Origin of the sequence: Paenibacillus sp. PK3_47 (assembly GCF_023520895.1) — a bacterium.
In the GTDB taxonomy this organism is placed as follows: domain Bacteria; phylum Bacillota; class Bacilli; order Paenibacillales; family Paenibacillaceae; genus Paenibacillus_AQ.
Genome location: NZ_CP026029.1, coordinates 1,614,682 through 1,633,883, shown reverse-complemented (window position 1 = coordinate 1,633,883; position 19,202 = coordinate 1,614,682). Strand labels below are relative to the sequence as shown.

Annotated in this window: 17 protein-coding genes; 9 read left to right on the top strand and 8 right to left on the bottom strand. The window is 50.7% G+C overall.

The genetic code is table 11. The annotated features are described in order from the left end of the window. Window positions 1-18 precede the first annotated feature (18 nt). The gene (locus C2I18_RS07350; RefSeq protein WP_249900608.1) at window positions 19-573 is read left to right on the top strand and encodes an NAD(P)H-dependent oxidoreductase; all 555 of its coding nucleotides are present in this window, start codon (window positions 19-21) and stop codon (window positions 571-573) included. A 48-nt stretch (window positions 574-621) separates the two neighbouring features. Continuing rightward, window positions 622-1,329, top strand: a complete 708-nt coding sequence (locus C2I18_RS07345) for an SDR family oxidoreductase (protein ID WP_249900607.1) — start codon at window positions 622-624, stop codon at window positions 1,327-1,329. A gap of 282 nt (window positions 1,330-1,611) precedes the next feature. On the opposite strand, the gene C2I18_RS07340 is transcribed toward C2I18_RS07345, so the two are convergent. Next, window positions 1,612-2,400, bottom strand: a complete 789-nt coding sequence (locus C2I18_RS07340) for a sulfite exporter TauE/SafE family protein (protein WP_249902036.1) — start codon at window positions 2,398-2,400, stop codon at window positions 1,612-1,614. A 50-nt stretch (window positions 2,401-2,450) separates the two neighbouring features. Then, the gene (locus C2I18_RS07335) at window positions 2,451-4,070 is read right to left on the bottom strand and encodes a carboxylesterase/lipase family protein (protein WP_249900606.1); all 1,620 of its coding nucleotides are present in this window, start codon (window positions 4,068-4,070) and stop codon (window positions 2,451-2,453) included. A gap of 151 nt (window positions 4,071-4,221) precedes the next feature. Between C2I18_RS07335 and C2I18_RS07330 the strand changes: the two genes are divergently transcribed. From C2I18_RS07330 to C2I18_RS07320, 3 genes are all read left to right on the top strand, one after another. After that, window positions 4,222-4,998, top strand: coding sequence for an NAD-dependent epimerase/dehydratase family protein (locus tag C2I18_RS07330; protein ID WP_249900605.1), 777 nt, complete (start codon window positions 4,222-4,224; stop codon window positions 4,996-4,998). A gap of 247 nt (window positions 4,999-5,245) precedes the next feature. Beyond that, a complete protein-coding gene (locus tag C2I18_RS07325) occupies window positions 5,246-6,184 on the top strand; it encodes a ring-cleaving dioxygenase (protein WP_249900604.1) in 939 nt (312 codons plus the stop codon). 26 nt (window positions 6,185-6,210) lie between these two features. Then, complete coding sequence (locus C2I18_RS07320) at window positions 6,211-6,804, top strand: flavin reductase family protein (RefSeq protein WP_249902035.1); 594 nt, start codon at window positions 6,211-6,213, stop codon at window positions 6,802-6,804. 26 nt (window positions 6,805-6,830) lie between these two features. Here C2I18_RS07320 and C2I18_RS07315 read toward each other — a convergent pair whose 3' ends face one another. Genes C2I18_RS07315 through C2I18_RS07305 form a run of 3 tightly spaced genes read right to left on the bottom strand, consistent with a single transcriptional unit; the run spans window position 6,831 to window position 10,395 of the window. Then, window positions 6,831-8,225: a sensor histidine kinase gene (locus C2I18_RS07315; RefSeq protein WP_342760335.1), complete on the bottom strand. Its 1,395-nt coding sequence runs from the start codon at window positions 8,223-8,225 to the stop codon at window positions 6,831-6,833. After that, complete coding sequence (locus C2I18_RS07310; RefSeq protein WP_249900603.1) at window positions 8,219-8,914, bottom strand: response regulator transcription factor; 696 nt, start codon at window positions 8,912-8,914, stop codon at window positions 8,219-8,221. Before C2I18_RS07310 ends, C2I18_RS07315 begins: the two co-directional genes overlap by 7 nt. A gap of 14 nt (window positions 8,915-8,928) precedes the next feature. Next, the gene (locus C2I18_RS07305) at window positions 8,929-10,395 is read right to left on the bottom strand and encodes an FG-GAP repeat domain-containing protein (RefSeq protein ID WP_249900602.1); all 1,467 of its coding nucleotides are present in this window, start codon (window positions 10,393-10,395) and stop codon (window positions 8,929-8,931) included. A 168-nt stretch (window positions 10,396-10,563) separates the two neighbouring features. Between C2I18_RS07305 and C2I18_RS07300 the strand changes: the two genes are divergently transcribed. Beyond that, complete coding sequence (locus C2I18_RS07300) at window positions 10,564-11,271, top strand: metallophosphoesterase family protein (RefSeq protein ID WP_249900601.1); 708 nt, start codon at window positions 10,564-10,566, stop codon at window positions 11,269-11,271. Here C2I18_RS07300 and C2I18_RS07295 read toward each other — a convergent pair. The 3 genes from C2I18_RS07295 to C2I18_RS07285 form a co-directional block, all read right to left on the bottom strand. Continuing rightward, the gene (locus C2I18_RS07295; RefSeq protein WP_249900600.1) at window positions 11,268-12,164 is read right to left on the bottom strand and encodes an ATP-grasp domain-containing protein; all 897 of its coding nucleotides are present in this window, start codon (window positions 12,162-12,164) and stop codon (window positions 11,268-11,270) included. The two genes, C2I18_RS07300 and C2I18_RS07295, sit on opposite strands and share 4 nt — an antisense overlap. Before the next feature lie 393 nt (window positions 12,165-12,557). Further along, complete coding sequence (locus C2I18_RS07290; RefSeq protein ID WP_249898578.1) at window positions 12,558-13,763, bottom strand: IS4 family transposase; 1,206 nt, start codon at window positions 13,761-13,763, stop codon at window positions 12,558-12,560. A gap of 170 nt (window positions 13,764-13,933) precedes the next feature. Then, window positions 13,934-14,974 (bottom strand): LacI family DNA-binding transcriptional regulator, encoded by a 1,041-nt coding sequence (locus C2I18_RS07285; protein WP_249900599.1) that lies wholly within the window; start codon window positions 14,972-14,974, stop codon window positions 13,934-13,936. A 539-nt stretch (window positions 14,975-15,513) separates the two neighbouring features. Between C2I18_RS07285 and C2I18_RS07280 the strand changes: the two genes are divergently transcribed. From C2I18_RS07280 to C2I18_RS07270, 3 genes are all read left to right on the top strand, one after another. Further along, complete coding sequence (locus C2I18_RS07280; RefSeq protein WP_249902033.1) at window positions 15,514-16,371, top strand: ABC transporter permease; 858 nt, start codon at window positions 15,514-15,516, stop codon at window positions 16,369-16,371. An 18-nt stretch (window positions 16,372-16,389) separates the two neighbouring features. Next, entirely contained in the window at window positions 16,390-17,271 is an 882-nt protein-coding gene (locus tag C2I18_RS07275; protein ID WP_249900598.1) for a carbohydrate ABC transporter permease, read from the top strand. Between the two features lie 125 nt (window positions 17,272-17,396). Further along, complete coding sequence (locus C2I18_RS07270) at window positions 17,397-18,947, top strand: ABC transporter substrate-binding protein (RefSeq protein WP_481857923.1); 1,551 nt, start codon at window positions 17,397-17,399, stop codon at window positions 18,945-18,947. Window positions 18,948-19,202: the final 255 nt, after the last annotated feature.

Genomic DNA, 19,202 nt, shown 5'->3' with positions numbered 1-19,202 from the left:
CGAAAGGAGAGAAAAACTATGAAAACATTAGTTATAGTAGGACACCCCGATTTAAACAGCTCCCGGATCAGCAAGGCCTGGACTGAGGTGCTGGAGCAGCAAAAGGATATTACTGTCCATGTGCTCAGCGGGGCCTACCCGGACAAAAAGATCGACATCGCCAGAGAGCAGGCACTGCTGGACGGGCATGACCGGATTATTTTTCAATACCCGTTGTATTGGTACAGCACACCGCCGATTCTAAAGCAGTGGTTCGATGAAGTGCTCGAATACGGCTGGGCGTTCGGGCCGGGTGGTGAACATTTGAAAGGCAAAGAAATCGGGATAGCCATTTCCACCGTAGGAACAGCAGCTTCTTATCAGCCTGGAGGATACAACCTGTTCACTATCCGCGATATTGCCAAACCGGTCGAGGCGCTGGCCAATTATGTCAGTGCGCTGTATCTGCAGCCATTTGCCCTGCATAATGCCAACCGTGTGACGGATGAAGAAATTGCCGAAAGCGCGGCTGCGTACCTCAAGCATCTGGAGACGGTCCACAACATCAAATCACCGGAGCTGATTACGCGTTAACCGTAGTTTTAGCAAAGCTTTTAACATATAAATTAGGAGGAATGTAGGATGAGCAACAAAATTGCGCTGGTAACGGGAGCAGGCAAAGGAATCGGATATGAGGTGGCGAGACAATTAGGGGAACAGGGCATGACAGTGCTCGTGTCGACACGTACGAAGGGTGATGCCGGAGAAGCGGCCGGCAGGCTGCAGGCTCAAGGGATTAAAGCGGTTGGTGTAGAGCTTGAGGTGACTAATAAGGAGCACATAGCTGCACTCGCCAAATGGATCGGGGAAGAGTACGGAAAGCTGGATATCCTGGTGAACAATGCGGGAATCTGGGCGGAGAGTACCGGGGCCGAGGGTGCGTTTGAGACTACTTTTGAGGTGAATACCTTTGCGCCTTATCATATTACCGAAGCCTTGCTGCCGCTGCTGCTGAAAAGTAATGCGGGCAGAATCGTCAACCAGAGCAGCGCCCTGGGCTCGATCCAGTTTCAATTAAGCAATGAGCTGGCACAGCGGATCGCTACTCCTGCTTATGCAGCCTCCAAAGCGGCACTGAATATGCTGACAGTATACTGGGCTAATAAATATGCGAATACAAATTTGAAGATCAACACCGTACATCCGGGCCTGGTGAAAACACGCATGGGCGGAGACAAAGCGGAGCTGTCCCCTGAAGAAGGTGCCAAGACTGCAGTGCGTTATGCAACCTTGGCAGAGGATGGGCCGACCGGCGGGTTCTTTTATATGGAGGACCGGCTTCCCTGGTGAGGTAAAACAGGAGGTGTCCTGATTACTGAACCAAAGGGTTGTCTGGAGGCGGGAAGCAACAGAGGGGAAGTTTGGAACTGTAGGAGCGATAGCGTCCGCCTGAAAGCTTTCCGCAGGAAAGCTCGCTTCGGAAGCATACGCTTTGTCTCCGGATTTCATCCGCTAAAAGCGATATAAACTGAAAAATCTGGAGACAAGAGCGGCCGGAAGTCCCAACATTCCACGCAGTTGTGTTTAACCCTCCTGATGGTACATCCAAAGTTCATTGGTCAGGCCTTCCTGTTATTTCATCATCAACCGCACTGATACGATAATCAGGAATACCGCCAGCAGCCTGAGCAGCAGCTTGGCCGGCAGGCGTTTGGCCAGACGGGCGCCGATTTGGCCGCCGATAATGGCGCCGGGCGCCAGGCACAGCACCATCAGCCACTCGATATTAGACAAGTAGGCATGCGTAGAGGTGCTTACGATAGCAGACAGGAAAATCTGCAGCATGGAAGTGGCAACCGCAATATGCGTTGAGAAACCAAGCAGCAGCGTCATCGTCGGAACCATCAGACTACCGCCCCCGACGCCGAACAGGCTGGCCAGGAAGCCGACAAAAAAACTGATAATTACGCCGGTTGGCATGTGGTAGGCATAATCAAAACGCGTGCCGCCGGCATCGCTAAAGCTCCGCTGGACCGTTGGTTTGAACGGCCAGACGAGGGGCTTTTTCGGCTTGAACAGGAGCAGCAGGGCAATGAGAATCAGGAAGATCCCGAAGCTGACGAAAAACGCCCTTCCTTCCACACGCTCTGCAAACAGCGCACCTACCACCGAGCCCGGTATCGAGGCCGCAGCGAACCAGAGCGCCGCCTGATAGTCAATCCGTTTCTGCCTGGCATACACATAAGTGCTGGAAATTGAATTGAACAGCAGCATCGCCATGGATGTACCGGCCAAGTGGGCCGGGAGCATATCGGGATACATAAAGGCAAGCGCAGGCACGACGATGAAGCCGCCGCCGAGTCCGACAAGCGAACCGGAGATGCCGGCGAACAGCCCGAGCCCGAACAGAACAAAATACATTATCACACGTCATGTCCCTTTCGTTAGTTGGAGTTCATTGTCTATTGTATTTAACCCGTTTTGTCCTTCCAGAAAAAGCGGTCCGCAAACAGCTGCCCTGTAAGCCAGCTCCGCTGCTCACCGGTTAACCGGGAATCCTCCATCATTCTGGACAAAATCCCTTGCCGGAAGAGCTTGGGTTCTCCCTGGACAACTGCCTGTTCCTCTGTAGCATCCAGCGACAGGATTTCAGCATATTCAGGATTACCGGTAAAGCGCCGCCACCGGGGCAGCCCTTCAGCGTTAGGATCACCAGTATAGATAAAATGACGCAAATATTGGCACATTAACGAAGAGAGCTTGCTGCGTCCGGGTTCATTATCGGCAGAAATTACACCTTCGGCATAATTGCCGTCATATTTTCCCGTATAAAAAGGTACATCTGCGCCATGCGGAGCGCCCAGCAGAAACCGCACCACCGGGGCGGTCACTCCATCATGCAGTCCCCAGCGGAAACGGTAAGCAAAAACCGGTATCTCAGGGTTCACGGCAGTCAGCCTTACTGCTGTCTGCTCTGCATTAAATGAGGCATACAGCTCATCTCCATATTGACTTGCCGCTGCAAAAAGCAGTTTGTGCTCCATATTATCTGTCAGCTTCCCGTTGTGTACGTGGTCTGAGAAGAGAGAGTCGCCTAACGCAAAGCCGGAAAATTCACTGGCCGTGCTTCCTAAGACAACCGGCAAGCCTTCATGACTATGCTTATGGAGATTGTCAAAGCCGCCTTCCGGTAAGACGGTGCCGTCTTCGAACAAATGGGGAAATGCCGCCATCCGGAGACCGGTATCACGGATAAGTCCGGCAAAACGTTCAGCCTGTGTGCTGTACAGATAATCGGAGACTGCTTCTAGAGATTGCCGGGCAATCCATTCGGTGGCCGCCTCCTGTGAAGACACTTTCCCGGTTTGTACTAACAATGCCTTCAGCATGTCATTAGCCTTTGCGTCACCATCTTCAGCAGGGGCTGTCGTTAACCCTCCGCTCATGATGTACAGCTTGTGAAACAGCCCTTTACCCAGCGGAGAGAGGTAAGCGGCCAGGGCATTTCTTGCACCTGCAGACTGGCCTGCCAGCGTTATATTTCCCGGATTGCCGCCAAAATAGTGAATGTTTTTATGTACCCACTTCAGCGCATGCAGAATATCGAGCAGACCGTAATTTCCCAAGTCGTCCAGCGGATCGCCGGTCCGCAGGGCAGGATGCCGGAAAAATCCCAGCGCACCCAGGCGGTAATTCACCGTAATTATAATAGCGTCCGTCTCACGTGCCAGCTTTTCGCCTGCAAAATCCCGGCCTGACCCGCTGATGTTGCCGCCTCCGTGAAGATAGACAAATACAGGTAAGCCCGTTTCCTTATGATCCGGCCGCCAGATATTCAAATACAGGCAGTCTTCACTGCCGCCGGGGACCCCATCCATGAGCTGCATACTGCTGTTATTAAAATCACGTACGGGTAATATGCCGCTCCAAGGTCCGGCTGCACGCGGTGCCTTCCAGCGGAGCTTCCCGACCGGAGGCATTGCATACGGAATACCCAGCCAGGCAAGTGTCCCGCTCTCTGCCAGATGCAACCCCTGAAGCCGGCCGTCTGAAATGGTGATGGTTTCTTCAACAGGTGTTTCTGCGCTCATAAATACCCTCCTTTGACTTCCTTCTATTATAGAACGGTGCTGCGGTGATGAGAAATATTGAGGCTTAGATTATTTTGTATATTTTCCTTCCCCTGCGGGTAATAACTAACAGCGCAACCATCCAATGAACGGTGAGAGGAGCTGGCATTTGATGACACGTAAACTGCTTGTAACAGGTGCAGCAGGGGTAATCGGCAATGTAATTTACCGGGGCTTGAAGGAAGACGGCAGATATGACGTGACGGGAACGGATATAGAGGCGGACGGGAGTCAGGGCATACTGCAGATGGACATCGCGGATGAAGCACGCCTCACGGAGCTGACGCAGGGTGTGGATACGGTACTGCATTTTGCCTGGATAAAGGATGAGGATGATTTTCTGGGCAAGGTGCTGCAGGGAAATGTAGCCGGTGCCTATAAGCTGTTTGAAGCAGCAGTTCAGAACGGGGTACGGCGCATTGTATTCGCCAGCTCCAATCATGCAACCGGTTTCTACAAAACAGATGAGAAAATCGATCCGGGTGACCCTTACCGTCCGGACAGCTTTTACGGATTGAGCAAGTGCTATATTGAACTGCTGGGCAGATTGTATGCGGATCAGGGCAAAATATCGTCCATCAACATCCGTATCGGCAACTTTCCGAAAGACGACCGCCCTCACACCGAGCGCGCAGGCCACATCTGGATTTCTGAACGCGATATGCTGCAGCTGGTCACCTGCTGTATTGAGGCGGATGAGGGGATGAAATATTTAAATTTGTACGGGACGTCTGCCAACAGCGACAACTACTACGATATCGCTTACCTGAAGGATCTGATCGGCTATAAACCTCAGGATGACGGAGCGGAGCTGCTTGAGCAGGCTAAGGCCGCAGGCAGGAAGGTGCCTCAGGATGAAACGGAATTTCAGGGTGGACAAGAGGGGTAAGCAGCATGAAATAGCATAAAGTGGATGATTTACGTAACGAGGCTCTCTATTTGAGGGCCTTATTATCTTAACTTTAAAATATCTTCTTCAAACCCTTGACTTTTCGGCAAAAAGTGAGTAAATTGAAATCAAGGAAATTATCTTAACGTAAAGATAATTATTTATCTAATATATTAATATTAAGATTATTGTTAACGACGACAAAAATAAACCAATCTAATACAACAATCAAAAGGAGAGATTTATAATGACAAAGCAAACGACGGGGATTCATCATATTACAGCAATTGTCGGCCATCCGCAGGAAAATATGGATTTTTACGCAGGGGTGCTGGGGCTCCGGCTGGTGAAGCAGACGGTCAATTTTGATGATCCGGGCACGTACCATTTTTATTTCGGAAATGATGGAGGAAAGCCGGGAACGATTATTACGTTTTTCCCATGGCCGAATGCTTATCCGGGCAAACTCGGCGGCGGACAGGTCGGCGTAACGACTTATCTTATCCCTGTCGGGGCGATGGGCTTCTGGAAGGAGAGACTTACGAAGTTCAAGGTTGAATTTACAGAAATGGAACGGTTCGGGGAGCAGGTACTGGAATTCGATGACCCGCATGGCCTGCATCTGGAATTGGTGGAGCGGGAGGAAGGCGGGCTTAATTCCTGGAATTTCGGCGGCGTCACACCGGAGGTTGCGATCAAGGGGTTCGGAGGTGCCACATTATTGTCCACTCAGCCGGAAGCAACAGCTGAATTGCTGGAAAAGGTGATGGGGCTGACGTATACCGGCCGGGAAAATGATATCGCACGCTACCGTTCTGCCGGAGAACTCGGAAATGTGGTTGATCTGAAAATGACGGCCCTGCCGCGCGGCGAAATGGGTGTCGGAACAGTGCATCATATTGCCTGGAGAGCCAAGGATGACCAGGATCAGCTGGAATGGCAGGACTATGTGCATGATCATGGATATGGTGTAACTGCAGTGCAGGACCGGAACTATTTCAACGCAGTCTACTTTAGAGAGCATGGCGAAATTCTGTTCGAAATTGCTACCGATCCTCCGGGCTTTGCCCATGATGAAACGCCGGAGACTATGGGCTCGGAATTGAAACTGCCTGCGCAGTATGAACCTCATAGAGCACAAATCGAGAAGGTTCTCCTGCCTTTTGTGGTCAGAGAACTGGATTAATTAAAGGCTGAGAAGGGATGATGACTGTGATTACAATTGACCCGAAAGACAATACGGAGAGAGACAACTACAAGCTGCTGACGGGCAGCATTATTCCACGGCCGGTTGCCTTTGTAACGACCCGGTCGCAGGATGGGGTGCTGAACGGTGCACCCTTCAGTTATTTCAATATTGTCTCCTCGAATCCGCCGATGATCTCCCTGTCGGTTCAGCATTCCGGGGGCACACCTAAGGATACGGCGAGAAATATTCTGGACACCGGGGAGTTTGTGGTGCATATTGTGGACCGGGACAATGTGGAGCAGGTTAATATCACCGCGGCTTCCCTCTCTCCCGGTCAAAGTGAAATTCCTGAAGCCGGGTTAACGCCTGTAGACAGCAGGGTGATTTCTGTACCGGGAGTCAAGGAAGCCAAGGTCAGAATGGAGTGCGTACTGGAACGCGCTGTCGAATTTCCGGGATTTGAGCTGCTCATCGGCAGGGTCGTACAGTTTCACATTGCGGATGAAATCTATGACGGGGGAAGGATTGACCCGGTAAAGCTGGCGGCAGTGAGCCGCCTGGCCGGGAACAATTATGCAGCGGTAGGTGAGATTTTCACTATAGAAAGACCACTCTGAGTGCAGAGCGGCCAGCATATCCGCTGCTACAGACGGTACAGCGGCAGTTCTATAATCGCAGAGGTTCCTTTGGTTAATTCACTTTCAAAACGCAGGCGGCCGCCGTGCAGCCCGATAATTTCCTTGCAGATGGCCAGGCCGAGACCGCTTCCGGACTGGCGTGATTTGCCTTTGAAGAACTTGGTGCCCAGCTTCTCCAGATCTTCTGCTTCAATGCCCTCTCCGTTATCCTGAACCGTAACGATGATGAGCCCGTCCTGTTCGGCGGCGGTGATCCGGACTTCCCCGTCTGCAGGCGTGAACTTGAAGGCATTGTCGAGCAAATTGACAAGCACCTGCTTCAGGCGGTTAAAATCCCCGTTGACCGGCAGCGGCTGGTCCGGAAATTCGGCGTACAGCCGGATTTGCTTATTCTGGCCTCGGTACCGGAACTGCAGCAGCAGATCCTCCAGCAGTCCCCTTAGGTCATAAGGCTGGAGCTCCACCGTGATCTCACCGGCCTGGAATTTGGAAAAGTCCAGCAGATCTTCAACCAGACCGATCAGCCGGTCCGTTTCACCGGTCATGACCTCGAGACCCTGAAGGGTCTCTTTTTTATCGGACAAATCACCCATAAGCAGCGTTTCGCCCCAGCCCTTTATAGAGGTCAGAGGCGTACGCAGCTCATGCGTGACGGAAGAAATGAAGTCATATTTGATTTTTTCACTCCTCAGCAGCTCCTCCGACATGTAATTCAGGGTGACAGCAAGTGTGCCGATTTCATCGTCATGATGTTTGGTTGCCTTGGCACCCAAGTTGCCGGTGGCCATCTCTTTGGCGACAGAGGTTAGCTGCCGGATAGGCCCCACAATCCGTTTGGCGATAATGAGACTGAGCACAAAGCCGAACAGGACGACCAGCAGCCCTACCCATACGGCATTCATCACAATCCGGAAAATCACGCTGTACAAAGGCTCCGTAGAGACAGAGTAGCGCAGTACACCAATATTTGCACCGGCTTCGCGGAGGGGAAGAGACACCGCCATAATCCGCTCACCGTTCACCGGTGTCAGGCTCTGGTAGGTTCCTTTGCCACCGGCCAGCGCGGTTTTTACATCAGGCGTACTGATCTGCTCCGAGGTAGAGAAGCCGAAAGAATTAATGATGACAATACCATCCATGTTCAGTACCTCCACCTTGCTGCTCTCCTCGGGGGAGAGATTCTCCAGGATGTATCTGGCCCGGTCATGAATGGAATAACCCTCCAGATATTTATTGAAAAAAGTGGCGGAGGTTACAGCCCGGGAGTTCAGCGTTTCCATGGCGGTGCCCAGATAGTAGTAGTGGACAGCGACAATAAATACGCCTTCCAGCAGCAGGACGATCAGCAGGAGCACGATGGTGATATAGACGATGAGCCGGGACCTGATACCTTTCAGCAATGTTGTACCCTCCATAGATAGCCAAATCCCCACACCGTCTCCAGGTACTGCAGCCCGGAGGCGTCTTGGCTGATTTTTTGCCGGATCCGGCTGATATTGACATCGACAATTTTAAGCTCTCCCATAAAATACTGCCCCCACACAGAGGTCAGGATATCGTCGCGGCTTACAGCTTTGTTAGGCTGCTCCATAAGCAGCTTGACGATTGAAAATTCGGTGGGCGTCAAAGAAATTTCCAGCCCGTTCTTCAGTAGCTTGCGTTCATCCGGCATAAGGGTAAAAGGGGGCAGCTGAAGGCTGTTCTCCTGCAGCACGGCCTCTCCCGGATACATCCGCCGGTACAGTGAACGGACCCTGGCCAACAGCTCAACCGGGCTGAACGGCTTGATTACATAATCATCCGCGCCGGAATCGAGGCCCATGACCTTATCAATTTCCTGGCTTTTGGCCGTCAGCATGATGATCCCGAGCCGGGGAAATTCTCTGCGCAGCTGACTGCATACCTCGAAGCCGCTGATGCCGGGAAGCATGAGGTCCAGAATGGCAACGTCCACATCCCGCTGCTCTCTGGCGGCAGCCAGGGCGGCCTCGCCTGTGCCGGCTTCAACCACCTCGAAGCCGGCGCGCTTCAGATTGACCAGCAGAAAATCCCGAATAGGCTTCTCGTCTTCCAGTACAAGCACCTTCATGGGGTCCTCCTTACTTATTGCAGAGGCTGCTGCGGTGTGCCGGCCAGCTGCTTCACATCCTCGGGTAACAGCTTAAGCTGATCGTACTCCTGAAGGGAGGAACCGCTCAGCTTGCCGGCAGCATCCGCTGGCGGAAGAACGGCGACGAGCACAGTCGGTGCGGCGGCTTCTGTATTTTGCAGCTCATAGAGCAGCTGGTAAGCTGCCTTCTGTGCTTTCAGCTCAGCTTCGGCACTTTGCCATTCCTGCTTCGTCAGCAGTCGCAGCGTAAGCAGCGGAGCTTCCTGGCCGGAATCGGCGTCACGGTAGCTGAAGACCATCTGCTCCCATGGCGCAGGGGATTCCTCCGCAATATTCAGGACATATTTGCCCGCCCAGGTCTCCGGAATACGGAAGTTAAAGCCCCATCTGTCAAAGCGCTCCTCTACAAACTTCAGGCCCTGCTGCCCGTCCCACTGATAAAATTTGCTGATGAACGGGGTGGCCAGCGGTGCCATGCTCTCCGTACCTGCAGGAGGAACGAGGAACCCGATCTCGACAATCCCGTCACCGTTAACGTCTGCGCTGTCCAGCGGATAGTCCTTGATTGCCATATTGTTGCCCCCGAGCTTGCCTTCAGGCTGCGGAGCAGCAGTCTGCAGTTCAATATTGCTGCTCTCTGCCAGCTTCTCATGCTGGTAATCATCTGCTGCAAGTATATCAATAAATTGTCCATTCTCCCAATTAAGAAGCAGGGTATAGGCGGAATGGGCTCCGACAGCGGCGTCGACGATCAGGGCACTGGCCCCGGGAGCCGCCTTGGCGAACTGTGCCTGAATCACCGCACCGTCCATGGCCTGATCGGCTAAGCGCTGCTTCTGTCCACCTTGAAGCCTGAATAACTGCAGCCGGGACACCGGCTGCATATCCGTCTCGAAAGTGGCCTGCAGGACGGCAATATCCGTCACGCCTTCGCCGGTCAGATCGCCGACAGCTAGCTGGTCATACGGCTGCTTGAGAAGCTCGGACAGTGTACGGTCGTTCAGGCTGTAGACAGACAGTTCTTTGCTCAGTCCTTTACCGCCGCTGAACCCGAGCAGCATATCGGCAGCCCCGTCGGCAGTGACATCTGCAAACTGCACGTAATCCAGTTCACTGCCGACTCCGGTAATCGTAGTCAGCTTGTTCCAGTCTCCGCCGGCCTGCGCCAGGACAAGCGCATTGACCTCATAATCGGTTTTGTCTGTTTTGTAGAAGGCCATAATCTCATCCTGGCCGTCATTGTCCAGATCCTGCAGCTGGATGGCGCTTCCTGATTCAGAGTGCACAGGCACGGTCAGCCGGGCATTGGAAGGCAGGTAAGCTCTGACAATGCCCGTCAAGGTCCCATCCGTACTGCCCTGGGAGGGGGCTTTGAGCAGTTCACCGGGTGTTTTTTGCGTTCCGCAAGCTGCGCATAACAGTGTTATTAAGAGAAGGGCACTTAGGCCGGATTTGTTCATCAGTCATAATCTCCTTAAATTCATCTGTGGCTAGTATATCCTAACGCCCCTGCAAAATAGTTGCAAAATGGTAAAGGCGAAGCTGTCCCGGGACGGTGCGGAGGGTTATGATAAAAAAAGGATAAGATTCGGGTGCTTTAGTGGTCGGACTTAAAGGGGGAAGAGACAATGGGGATAAGAAAATTTTTTGTTACCGATATTCATGGGGATAAACAGGGGCTGAAGCTGCTCATAAAGAAAGCGGGGGTCAATTTCGGCCTGGATCAGCTGGTGTTCGGCGGCGATATGATCAACCGCGGGAAAGACTCAGCGGGTGTAGTAAAGCTGGTCAAACGTCTGATTGAACAGAATCTGGACACTGTTCATGCTGTCATGGGAAATCACGAAGAAATGATGGCCGATTATTTGTTGCGCGGGGACAAGCTGTGGCTTCAGCATGGCGGGCGGGAGACGCTGAAGAGCTTTGATACTGTTTTTGCAGATGAGGCAATAAGGAAGGAGCATATGGAATGGGCGTACACGCTGCCTTTATTGTATGAAGATGATGAATATGTGTACACCCATGCCGGGCTTGATCCCCGCAATCCGCTGGAGCAGCAGGACCGGGACATCCTGTGGATGAATGAATATGATTTCTATCAATATCCGCGGGAAGTGCTGCTGGGGTTAACCCGGGGCAAGGCGGTAATTCACGGGCATACACCGGTGGAACGGATCTATTATGACGGCGTGAGGATGAACTGTGATATGGGCTCAAATACGTATTCAATTATAAGTGAGAGAGGCCTTGGAATCGTGAATCTGACCGAAATGACGTACCTTGTATATAAGCAGTCGGAAAAAAAGCTGGAGCAGCGGGTGATCGGGCGGTATTAGCCTTCTTGCAGCTTCTCATAAAAAGCACGGATATCCGTCTGCTCAGGTAACCCCGAAACTCCGCCGTCTCCCAGCTCGATAATGATCCAGCGGCCCTCTGCAGTTTTGGCGATATCCATCGTAAAAAAGCGGCTGGGGATATTCAGGGCAATCTCCGCAAAAGGCGCCAGATCCGGATGTTCCCCGTCATAGGCAGCATCATCCCAGTAATTCAGAAAGGCTATCATCTGATGATCCAGAAAAAAGATCCGGTACTCCTTGGACAGCGGCATGCCGCTCTTATCATGGGACTTAAGAGTTTCTAATTGCACAAATTCACGGATCACGAGGCCTTCGCTCAGTCCGTTCCCCTGTCTTTCCATGAAGTTGGATACTACACGCTGCACATTGCTGTGATCTGAAGCATCCGGCATGTAACAGGCGTCTGCCCATTCATGTTTTCTGGACTTCACATAATCCTTCACCATTAAGGGAGACCTTCCGAACACGGCAAGCTGTCCGAACAAGTCCTCCCAATCGGAGGGCGTTTCCGGACAACTGCGCCAAATGGTGCGCGGCGTCATGGATGATATTCCGGGATAGGAATGGGGCAGGTAGTGGCAGTGTGCATAGGCAGCGGGATCATTGATCAGCTCTATATTCTTCGCAAGAAGTGCATGATAGAGTTCTTCGTAATGCTGCGGTTTCATCATCCAGCCCCGGTACACAGCAGTTTCCCTATGAAGCGCAGGCGTAACCTTCCGGATAGAACGGGCGGCTTGCCCCTCCAGCAGTGCTTCCAGGGACAGCAGCCCGGTCTGAAAGCCTGCGGCTTGCGCCGCATGCCATTCGGCCTCATAGTCCATATCCGGTTTCTTGGCATCCAGCGGGTCCTGGCAGAAAATAATGATCATATTGGCCTCCCTTATATATCATCATCCCGTCTATGGAAAAAAGTTTTATGGGACTTATGGTGAATTATCTAAGTGGATTTTGTCCATCTAGTTCTTCAACAAACACCAGTATTACAAGACTAGTGGGAAAAACTCCACTTAATATCTCACCGGTTGGCTTCAAAGGCATACTTATCCCGGAATAGATGGAGTATTTCCAACTAAATATCGTAACGGATGAAAATTGTTGGATTTAGCCGGAGAAAATCCACTAGACATGCATACAAACTTACATGGGAGCTAAACCAAACCGAAAGTAATAATTTTACAGTAAGCTTTGTGGACTCAACGAAAAAAGAACAGTGGCTCCTTAAGTCGTAGGTTTAGTTACCAAATAAAGGTATATGTTATTGGTTATTCCAGAATTATTTTTACCGTCGCTCGTTTTTCTTTCGTTTGTACTGGAGTTTCTGCGGGCCTAGGAATCTTTTGCCGCCCTTTAGAACGACGGGTCGGTTCGCGATTCAGCGCTTCAACAAATACATCCCAGTCTTTCATGGCGTAGTATCTCATCTTTCGCAGCATGCTCCACACACTTAGGGTAGGCTGTACTTCTAAATGGATGAGCTGACATAGCAACGCCGTAATGATTCCAATATAACATTGGACCCACACTGCATGCGGGTGATGATTGTGGAAAGTTACGGTGGCCAGATGCTGCTTAATCCATTTAAAAAACAGCTCAATTTGCCAGCGGCAGCGATAAATTTCACTAATGTCTTTGGCTGAAAGATCCTGGCGATTGGTGATGACCTCGTAGATTTTTCCATGCTTATCTTGGAATTGTACAAGGCGGACACAAAACGTTTGGCCCGAATTTTTATCCAAAATCTCAACGTAAGCGTCCCGAGTCATATGGCTGCTACCCGAAACGGGATGTTCGGTCAGCACGGTGTACTTTGTTTTTGCACGGATCCGGGCAACAAACAGCACCGTTCCTTCCGACCATTCTCTGAAGTTTCCGTAATGCACGTAGCCACGGTCGAAAATGTAGGTGATTTCTCCGGGGACAACGAGATATTTGACCGCTTGTTGATCCGACACACCGATGGTGGAAAGGACAATCTCATCCGGAAAATGGCACCCGGCTTCCAGCGAAAGCAGCCGTGTATGGATTTTGACACCCTTGGTCTTGTTTTGATAAAACGCCCAGTCGCCGAGTATTTTGGGTAGCGAAAGGCTGGTTGAATCGACAGGTGCCAACGTTCCAAGGTGCTTGATGCCCTTAGCTTTCGCTTTTCGCATTTTTAACTCCTGAACGAGTTCGGCAAACAACCACTCGAGATAAGCGAGAGGGATGGTGTCAAGCTTACGGTTCAAGGTCGATTCGTGAATGGTCGTGAGTCCGGTAATGTCCTGAAGCTCCGCATTCGTTTCCAAATTGAGCACAATGTCGGAGAGAGTACGCCTTTGCTGCAACTGAGCTTCTACAAAAAGTGTAATCGCGGCTCCGACGGTAAGTTTTTTAGCATAATGATCTGCGAACGGACAACGAAAAGAATTTAACATTAAATGCTGTAAGTACTTGCGTAAAACTGAATTTTGCGATATGTTACCCATGGTTGAGCTCCTTTTGTGGAGAGATGTGGGTAACCTGCCTACTCTCTCTACATTAGGGCTTTTTTTCTTTTTTCACCAGAGTAAACTCATCTTTTTTATCCATAATTAGCTAACTATTTCAAATAAATTTTCATGTTAGCTTTGCCGCATGTCTAGTGGAGAAAATCCACTTATCGGATATTCAGCGTTGAATCTCTGAACACCGGCTTGGTGTAAATATGCGAGACCTGATAGGGCTGTTCCGGATTATCAATCCGTGACAGCAGTATTTCCGCGGCTTTAATCCCCATTTCATTGCTGAAGATATGCACGGTGGTCAGATGCGGTTCAATGATGCTTGCTTCCGGACCGTTGTCGAAACCGCAGATAACGATATCCCCGGGAATGGAACGGTTCATCTGCTTCAGGGATTTCATGAAATTTACGGCGATGTAGTCGTTAGCGCATACAAAAGCAGAGGGAAGCTCAGGCATGTCCTGTAATTTCCCGCCCGCCCACTCCGGGGTGGCGAAGAACAGCCGGTCCTCGTCCAGTACACACTGCTCCAAGTTGAGCGGGATTCCTGCCTCCTTCAGTGCACGGTTGAAGCCGGTCCATCGTTCATTAAAGCTCATGCAGTGACTGTAATCGCCGATAAACCCGAGGGTTGTGTAACCGCCATCAATTAGTTTTCTGGTAAGGTGATAAGTGCTGTGCTCATTCTCCATCAGCAGGATATCCGCATGGAATTCCGGGTAACAGACATGTGCGGAACAGTCGATAAAAATGGTCGGCACCCCGAGGTCTGTGATCAGCTTGCTGTATTCCAGATTGAACAGCTCAATACAGATGATGCCGTCCACATTGGATACATCAAAATTATTGGGGAGGGACAGCGATTTTTGCTCGATCTCCCGGATGATATGAATGGACAGATTGTAGCCTTCGGCACTGATATGCTTCTCCAGCCCGCTGATCAGCGTCGAGCCAAAATGGGAAGTATTCGGCAGGTTCTCTGTCAGTAATGCAATGTTGCGGGAGCTTTTGGGCAGGATGCTTTCAGGCTCCATCATGGAAAACTGCTTGTATTTTAACTCAATGGCCTTCTTAATAACCTTGTTGCGGGTTTCCTCAGGGAGGCCTTCTGTCCCGTTCAAGGCTTTGGAGGCGGTGTTTCTGGAAATCCCGAGCGCATCGGCGATGTCCTGAATCGTTACTTTTCCTCTTGCCATATATGTAATTTCACCTCGGTATGATTGTGTTCTTGCCCTCTAACAGACAGACCTCACAGCCTTTTTTACTCCCTTAAATGTACAATAATTTCACAAAAAATGCAATGTTGAATTTACAAATGCACAATTATGTTTACATTTTATAAAAGATATATATGTAAAAATTTCCATAAATATCGATAAAAATGAATGTATTACTCTGAGTTTATCGGTTGGTAGCGCTAAAAATGCACCTTCTATTGATTTTTGCCTACTTTTAACGAAATATAAGCCGGGTACATGTTGTCAAATGAACAAATTTATTTTTACAAAATGTATTGACTCAATGCCAGGTCTCTGATAAATTGTAAATGAACTTAAGGGCGTATACGTAAAAATGTAAGCCTTTCAATGGCGCATTTGCAGCAGGCTATCACCCTTCTACATGAATGGAGGTCAAGGTATTGCAAAATTCAATAGAAATAGACCGCCGGAAACTGGCGGCCAGGCAGAAGAGTCCGCTGTGGGATTACTTAAAGAAACACTACTTTCTGTATTTAATGCTCGCCCCGGCTTTAGTCCTGACGCTGATATTCAAATACGGTCCGATGTACGGGGCCATTATTGCCTTTAAGGATTTCAGTCCGATCAAAGGGATTCTGGGCAGCGAATGGGTCGGCCTGTATAACTTTGAGAAGTTCCTGTCTTCCCCAAACTTTGAAGTGATTTTTATGAATACGCTTAAATTAAGCTTGTTCGGCCTGATTCTGAGTTTCCCGGTGCCGATCCTGCTTGCACTGATGCTTAATCAGGTCCGCCGGGCGGGCGTCAAAAAGAACATTCAGCTGTTTCTGTACGCGCCTAACTTCATCTCTGTTGTCGTGGTGGTGGGGATGCTGTTCATCTTTTTATCCCCGACAGGTCCCATTAACCAGCTGTTCAGCTGGATTACAGGCGAGCCGGTGATGTTCATGTCACGTCCGGAGTACTTCCGCTGGATTTATATTCTGTCCGACATATGGACGGGTGCGGGCTGGGCTTCCATTATCTATGTGGCCGCGCTGGCCAATGTGGACCCTGAGTTACATAACGCAGCCAACCTGGACGGAGCCAACCTCCTGCAAAGAATCCGCCATATTGATCTGCCGACCATCCGGCCCATTATGGCAATTGTATTTATCCTTGCTGCAGGCGGGATTATGTCGATCGGATTTGAAAAGGCTTATCTGATGCAGACGGCCACGAACCTGCCAACTTCAGAGATTATTCCAACCTACGTATACAAAATCGGCCTGCAGTCCGGCGACTATGCCTACTCCGCAGCCGTGGGGCTGTTCAACTCGATCATTAACGTCATCCTGCTCATTACCGTGAATTTCACTGTGAAGAAGCTGAACGAAGGCGAAGGCCTCTACTAAGAAAGGAGTCAACAAGTCATGTTCGTAAAACATTCCCGGCTGGACCGCTTTATGCTCTCGTTGAACGCCGTGTTTTTGACGCTGGCCGTGCTGGTGGTCATTCTTCCGCTGGTTTACGTGGTGATTGCATCCTTTATGGATCCGTCGGTTCTGCTCAGCCAAGGGCTGTCGTTCCGTATTTCGGACTGGTCCCTGGAAGGCTATGAGATGATTCTTACCAATCCGGCGATGCTGCGGGGATTTGCCAATGCTATTTTTTATGCCACCGCTTTTGCCGCCCTGACAGTCATGGTCTCCATCTGTGCCGGATATGCCCTGTCGGATGACAGGCTGAAGGGAAAAGGTTTGTTTATGACCCTGTTCCTCTTCACCATGTTCTTCGGCGGAGGGCTTGTCCCCACATATCTCCTGGTCAAAAATCTGGGGCTGCTGGATACCGTCTGGGCTGTCATCATCCCCGGGGCCGTCAATGTGTGGAATATTATTTTGTCCAGAACGTTCTTCAAAGGTGTGCCCAATGAACTCAAGGAAGCGGCGAATGTGGACGGGGCGTCCGAGATGCGGATCTTCTTCAATATTGTGCTGCCGCTTTCCAAACCGATTATTTTCGTGCTGGCGCTGTATGCGTTCGTCGGACAATGGAATTCCTATTTTGACGCGATGATTTATCTCGATAATCCGGACCTGCACCCGCTGCAGCTCGTGCTCCGTTCAATCCTGATCCAGAACCAGGTGGACCCCGGTATGATCAGCGACCAGCTGGCTGCGGCGGAGATGAAACGGCTGTCGGAAATCATTAAATATGCTGCCATTGTGGTCTCCAGTCTGCCGCTGATCATTATGTATCCGTTCTTCCAGAAGTATTTTGAAAAAGGTGTCATGGTCGGTTCCATCAAGTAGGGGCAGGCTGCACATAGATAAGCTTCTTCTATTTCTATTCAATCTGGAGGTCATATCTTATGAAAAGAGCAAAACGATCCAAAGTGCTGTCGAAAGCCGGCTCTGCTTCAGTAATCGCTTCCCTGATGTTCCTTGCGGCATGCGGCGGCGGGGGAGGAGGCGGAGATGCTGCCAGTAAGGAGCAGGACCCGAACGGTAAAGTCACCTTGAACTTCATTACACAGAGCTCACCGCTGGCCCCGGCCGATCCGAACGACAAGCTGATCAATAAGCGCCTTGAAGAAAAAACAAATGTGCATATCAACTGGAAAAACTTCACCCGGGACGTCTTCGTAGAAAAAAGAAATCTGGCAGTCGCCAGCGGGGATCTTCCCGATGCGATTTTTAATGCGGACTACAGTGACTATGAGCTGCTGAAGCTGGCCAAAGACGGTGCCATTATCCCGCTGAATGAGCTGATTGAGAACAACATGCCTAATTTTAAAAAGGTGCTGGAAGAAGCTCCTGAGTACAAAAGCATGATTACAGCACCTGACGGCAATATCTATGCGTTTCCCTGGATTGAAGAGCTTGGGGAAGGCAAAGAAAGAATCCAGGCGGTGGACAGCATGCCGTGGATCAATGTGGAATGGCTCGATAAGCTGGGACTGAAGATGCCGGCAACGACAGATGAGCTGAAAAAAGTGCTGATTGCCTTCAAAACGCAAGACCCGAACGGCAACGGCCAGGCTGATGAAATTCCGTTGTCCTTCATTAATAAGCCGGGAGCGGAGGATCTGGCCTTCCTGTTCGGTTCCTTCGGACTGGGCGAGAATCCTGACCATGCGGTTGTAAGCAATGACGGAAAAGTAGTATTTACAGCAGCGGAGGAAGGGTATAAGAATGCGGTGTCTTTTATTCATGAGCTGTATAAAGAAGGACTCATTGATATAGAAGCTTATACGCAGGACTGGAGCACTTATCTGGCCAAAGGCAAGGATCAGAAATACGGCTTGTACTTCTCATGGGACAAAGCGAACATCTCCGGAGCCAACGATGCTTACGAGGTGATGCCGCCGCTCGCCGGTCCGGATGGAGAGGTGAACGTGACCCGGACGAACGGTCTTGGGCTTGGACGCGGCAAAATGGTTGTAACCAGCGCCAATAAAAACCTGGAGACGACGGCCAAATGGGTAGATCAGCTGTATGATCCGATCCAGTCCGTGCAGAACAACTGGGGGACCTACGGGGACGAGTCACAGCAGAACATCTTCGAATTCGATGAAGCACAGGGAATGCTGAAGCATCTGCCGCTTGAGGGTGCCGCTCCGGTGGAGCTCCGCGAGAAAACAAGCATCGGCGGACCGCTGGCAATTCTGGATTCCTACTATAATAAATACACCACCATGCCGGATGACGCCAAAGGCCGGATGGATATCATCAAGAACATCATGGCTCCGCAGATGAAGGCGGAGAATGTAATGCCAAGCGTCTTCCATTCCATTGAAGAGCTGGACCGCTTGACTACGATCGAAACCGACCTGTTCGCCTATGTGCTCAGAATGCGTACCGAATGGTACCAGAACGGCAAAATCGATGCCGAGTGGGATGACTACTTAAAAGAACTGGACCGCCTTGGTCTTCAGGAATGGATGGAGATCAAGCAAGCCGGCTACGACAGAGCAACCCAAAACTAATAAATAAAAAATATAAGCTGGACAGAAGTACGGCCTAATGGCGGGAGCAGCGGAGGGGAAGTTTGGAACTGTAGGAGCGATAGCGTCCGCCTGAAAGCTTTCCGAAGGAAAGCTCGCTTCGAAAGCATAGGCAGTCTGCGGATTTCCACCGCGAACAGCGGTACAAATCACAGAAATCTGCAGACAACAGCGGCCGGAAGTCCAAACATTCACCGCAGTCTGCGTAATACGCTAATTGGAAGATCTAAGGTTCAG

What these genes read in the sequence shown, in the direction of transcription:
- C2I18_RS07350 (WP_249900608.1), top strand. Translation starts at nt 19, where the DNA reads ATGAAAACATTAGTTATAGTAGGACACCCCGATTTAAACAGCTCCCGG.
- C2I18_RS07345 (WP_249900607.1), top strand. Translation starts at nt 622, where the DNA reads ATGAGCAACAAAATTGCGCTGGTAACGGGAGCAGGCAAAGGAATCGGA.
- C2I18_RS07340 (WP_249902036.1), bottom strand. Translation starts at nt 2,400, where the DNA reads ATGTATTTTGTTCTGTTCGGGCTCGGGCTGTTCGCCGGCATCTCCGGT.
- C2I18_RS07335 (WP_249900606.1), bottom strand. Translation starts at nt 4,070, where the DNA reads ATGAGCGCAGAAACACCTGTTGAAGAAACCATCACCATTTCAGACGGC.
- C2I18_RS07330 (WP_249900605.1), top strand. Translation starts at nt 4,222, where the DNA reads ATGACACGTAAACTGCTTGTAACAGGTGCAGCAGGGGTAATCGGCAAT.
- C2I18_RS07325 (WP_249900604.1), top strand. Translation starts at nt 5,246, where the DNA reads ATGACAAAGCAAACGACGGGGATTCATCATATTACAGCAATTGTCGGC.
- C2I18_RS07310 (WP_249900603.1), bottom strand. Translation starts at nt 8,914, where the DNA reads ATGAAGGTGCTTGTACTGGAAGACGAGAAGCCTATTCGGGATTTTCTG.
- C2I18_RS07305 (WP_249900602.1), bottom strand. Translation starts at nt 10,395, where the DNA reads ATGAACAAATCCGGCCTAAGTGCCCTTCTCTTAATAACACTGTTATGC.
- C2I18_RS07300 (WP_249900601.1), top strand. Translation starts at nt 10,564, where the DNA reads ATGGGGATAAGAAAATTTTTTGTTACCGATATTCATGGGGATAAACAG.
- C2I18_RS07295 (WP_249900600.1), bottom strand. Translation starts at nt 12,164, where the DNA reads ATGATCATTATTTTCTGCCAGGACCCGCTGGATGCCAAGAAACCGGAT.
- C2I18_RS07290 (WP_249898578.1), bottom strand. Translation starts at nt 13,763, where the DNA reads ATGGGTAACATATCGCAAAATTCAGTTTTACGCAAGTACTTACAGCAT.
- C2I18_RS07285 (WP_249900599.1), bottom strand. Translation starts at nt 14,974, where the DNA reads ATGGCAAGAGGAAAAGTAACGATTCAGGACATCGCCGATGCGCTCGGG.
- C2I18_RS07280 (WP_249902033.1), top strand. Translation starts at nt 15,514, where the DNA reads ATGCTCGCCCCGGCTTTAGTCCTGACGCTGATATTCAAATACGGTCCG.
- C2I18_RS07275 (WP_249900598.1), top strand. Translation starts at nt 16,390, where the DNA reads ATGTTCGTAAAACATTCCCGGCTGGACCGCTTTATGCTCTCGTTGAAC.
- C2I18_RS07270 (WP_481857923.1), top strand. Translation starts at nt 17,397, where the DNA reads ATGTTCCTTGCGGCATGCGGCGGCGGGGGAGGAGGCGGAGATGCTGCC.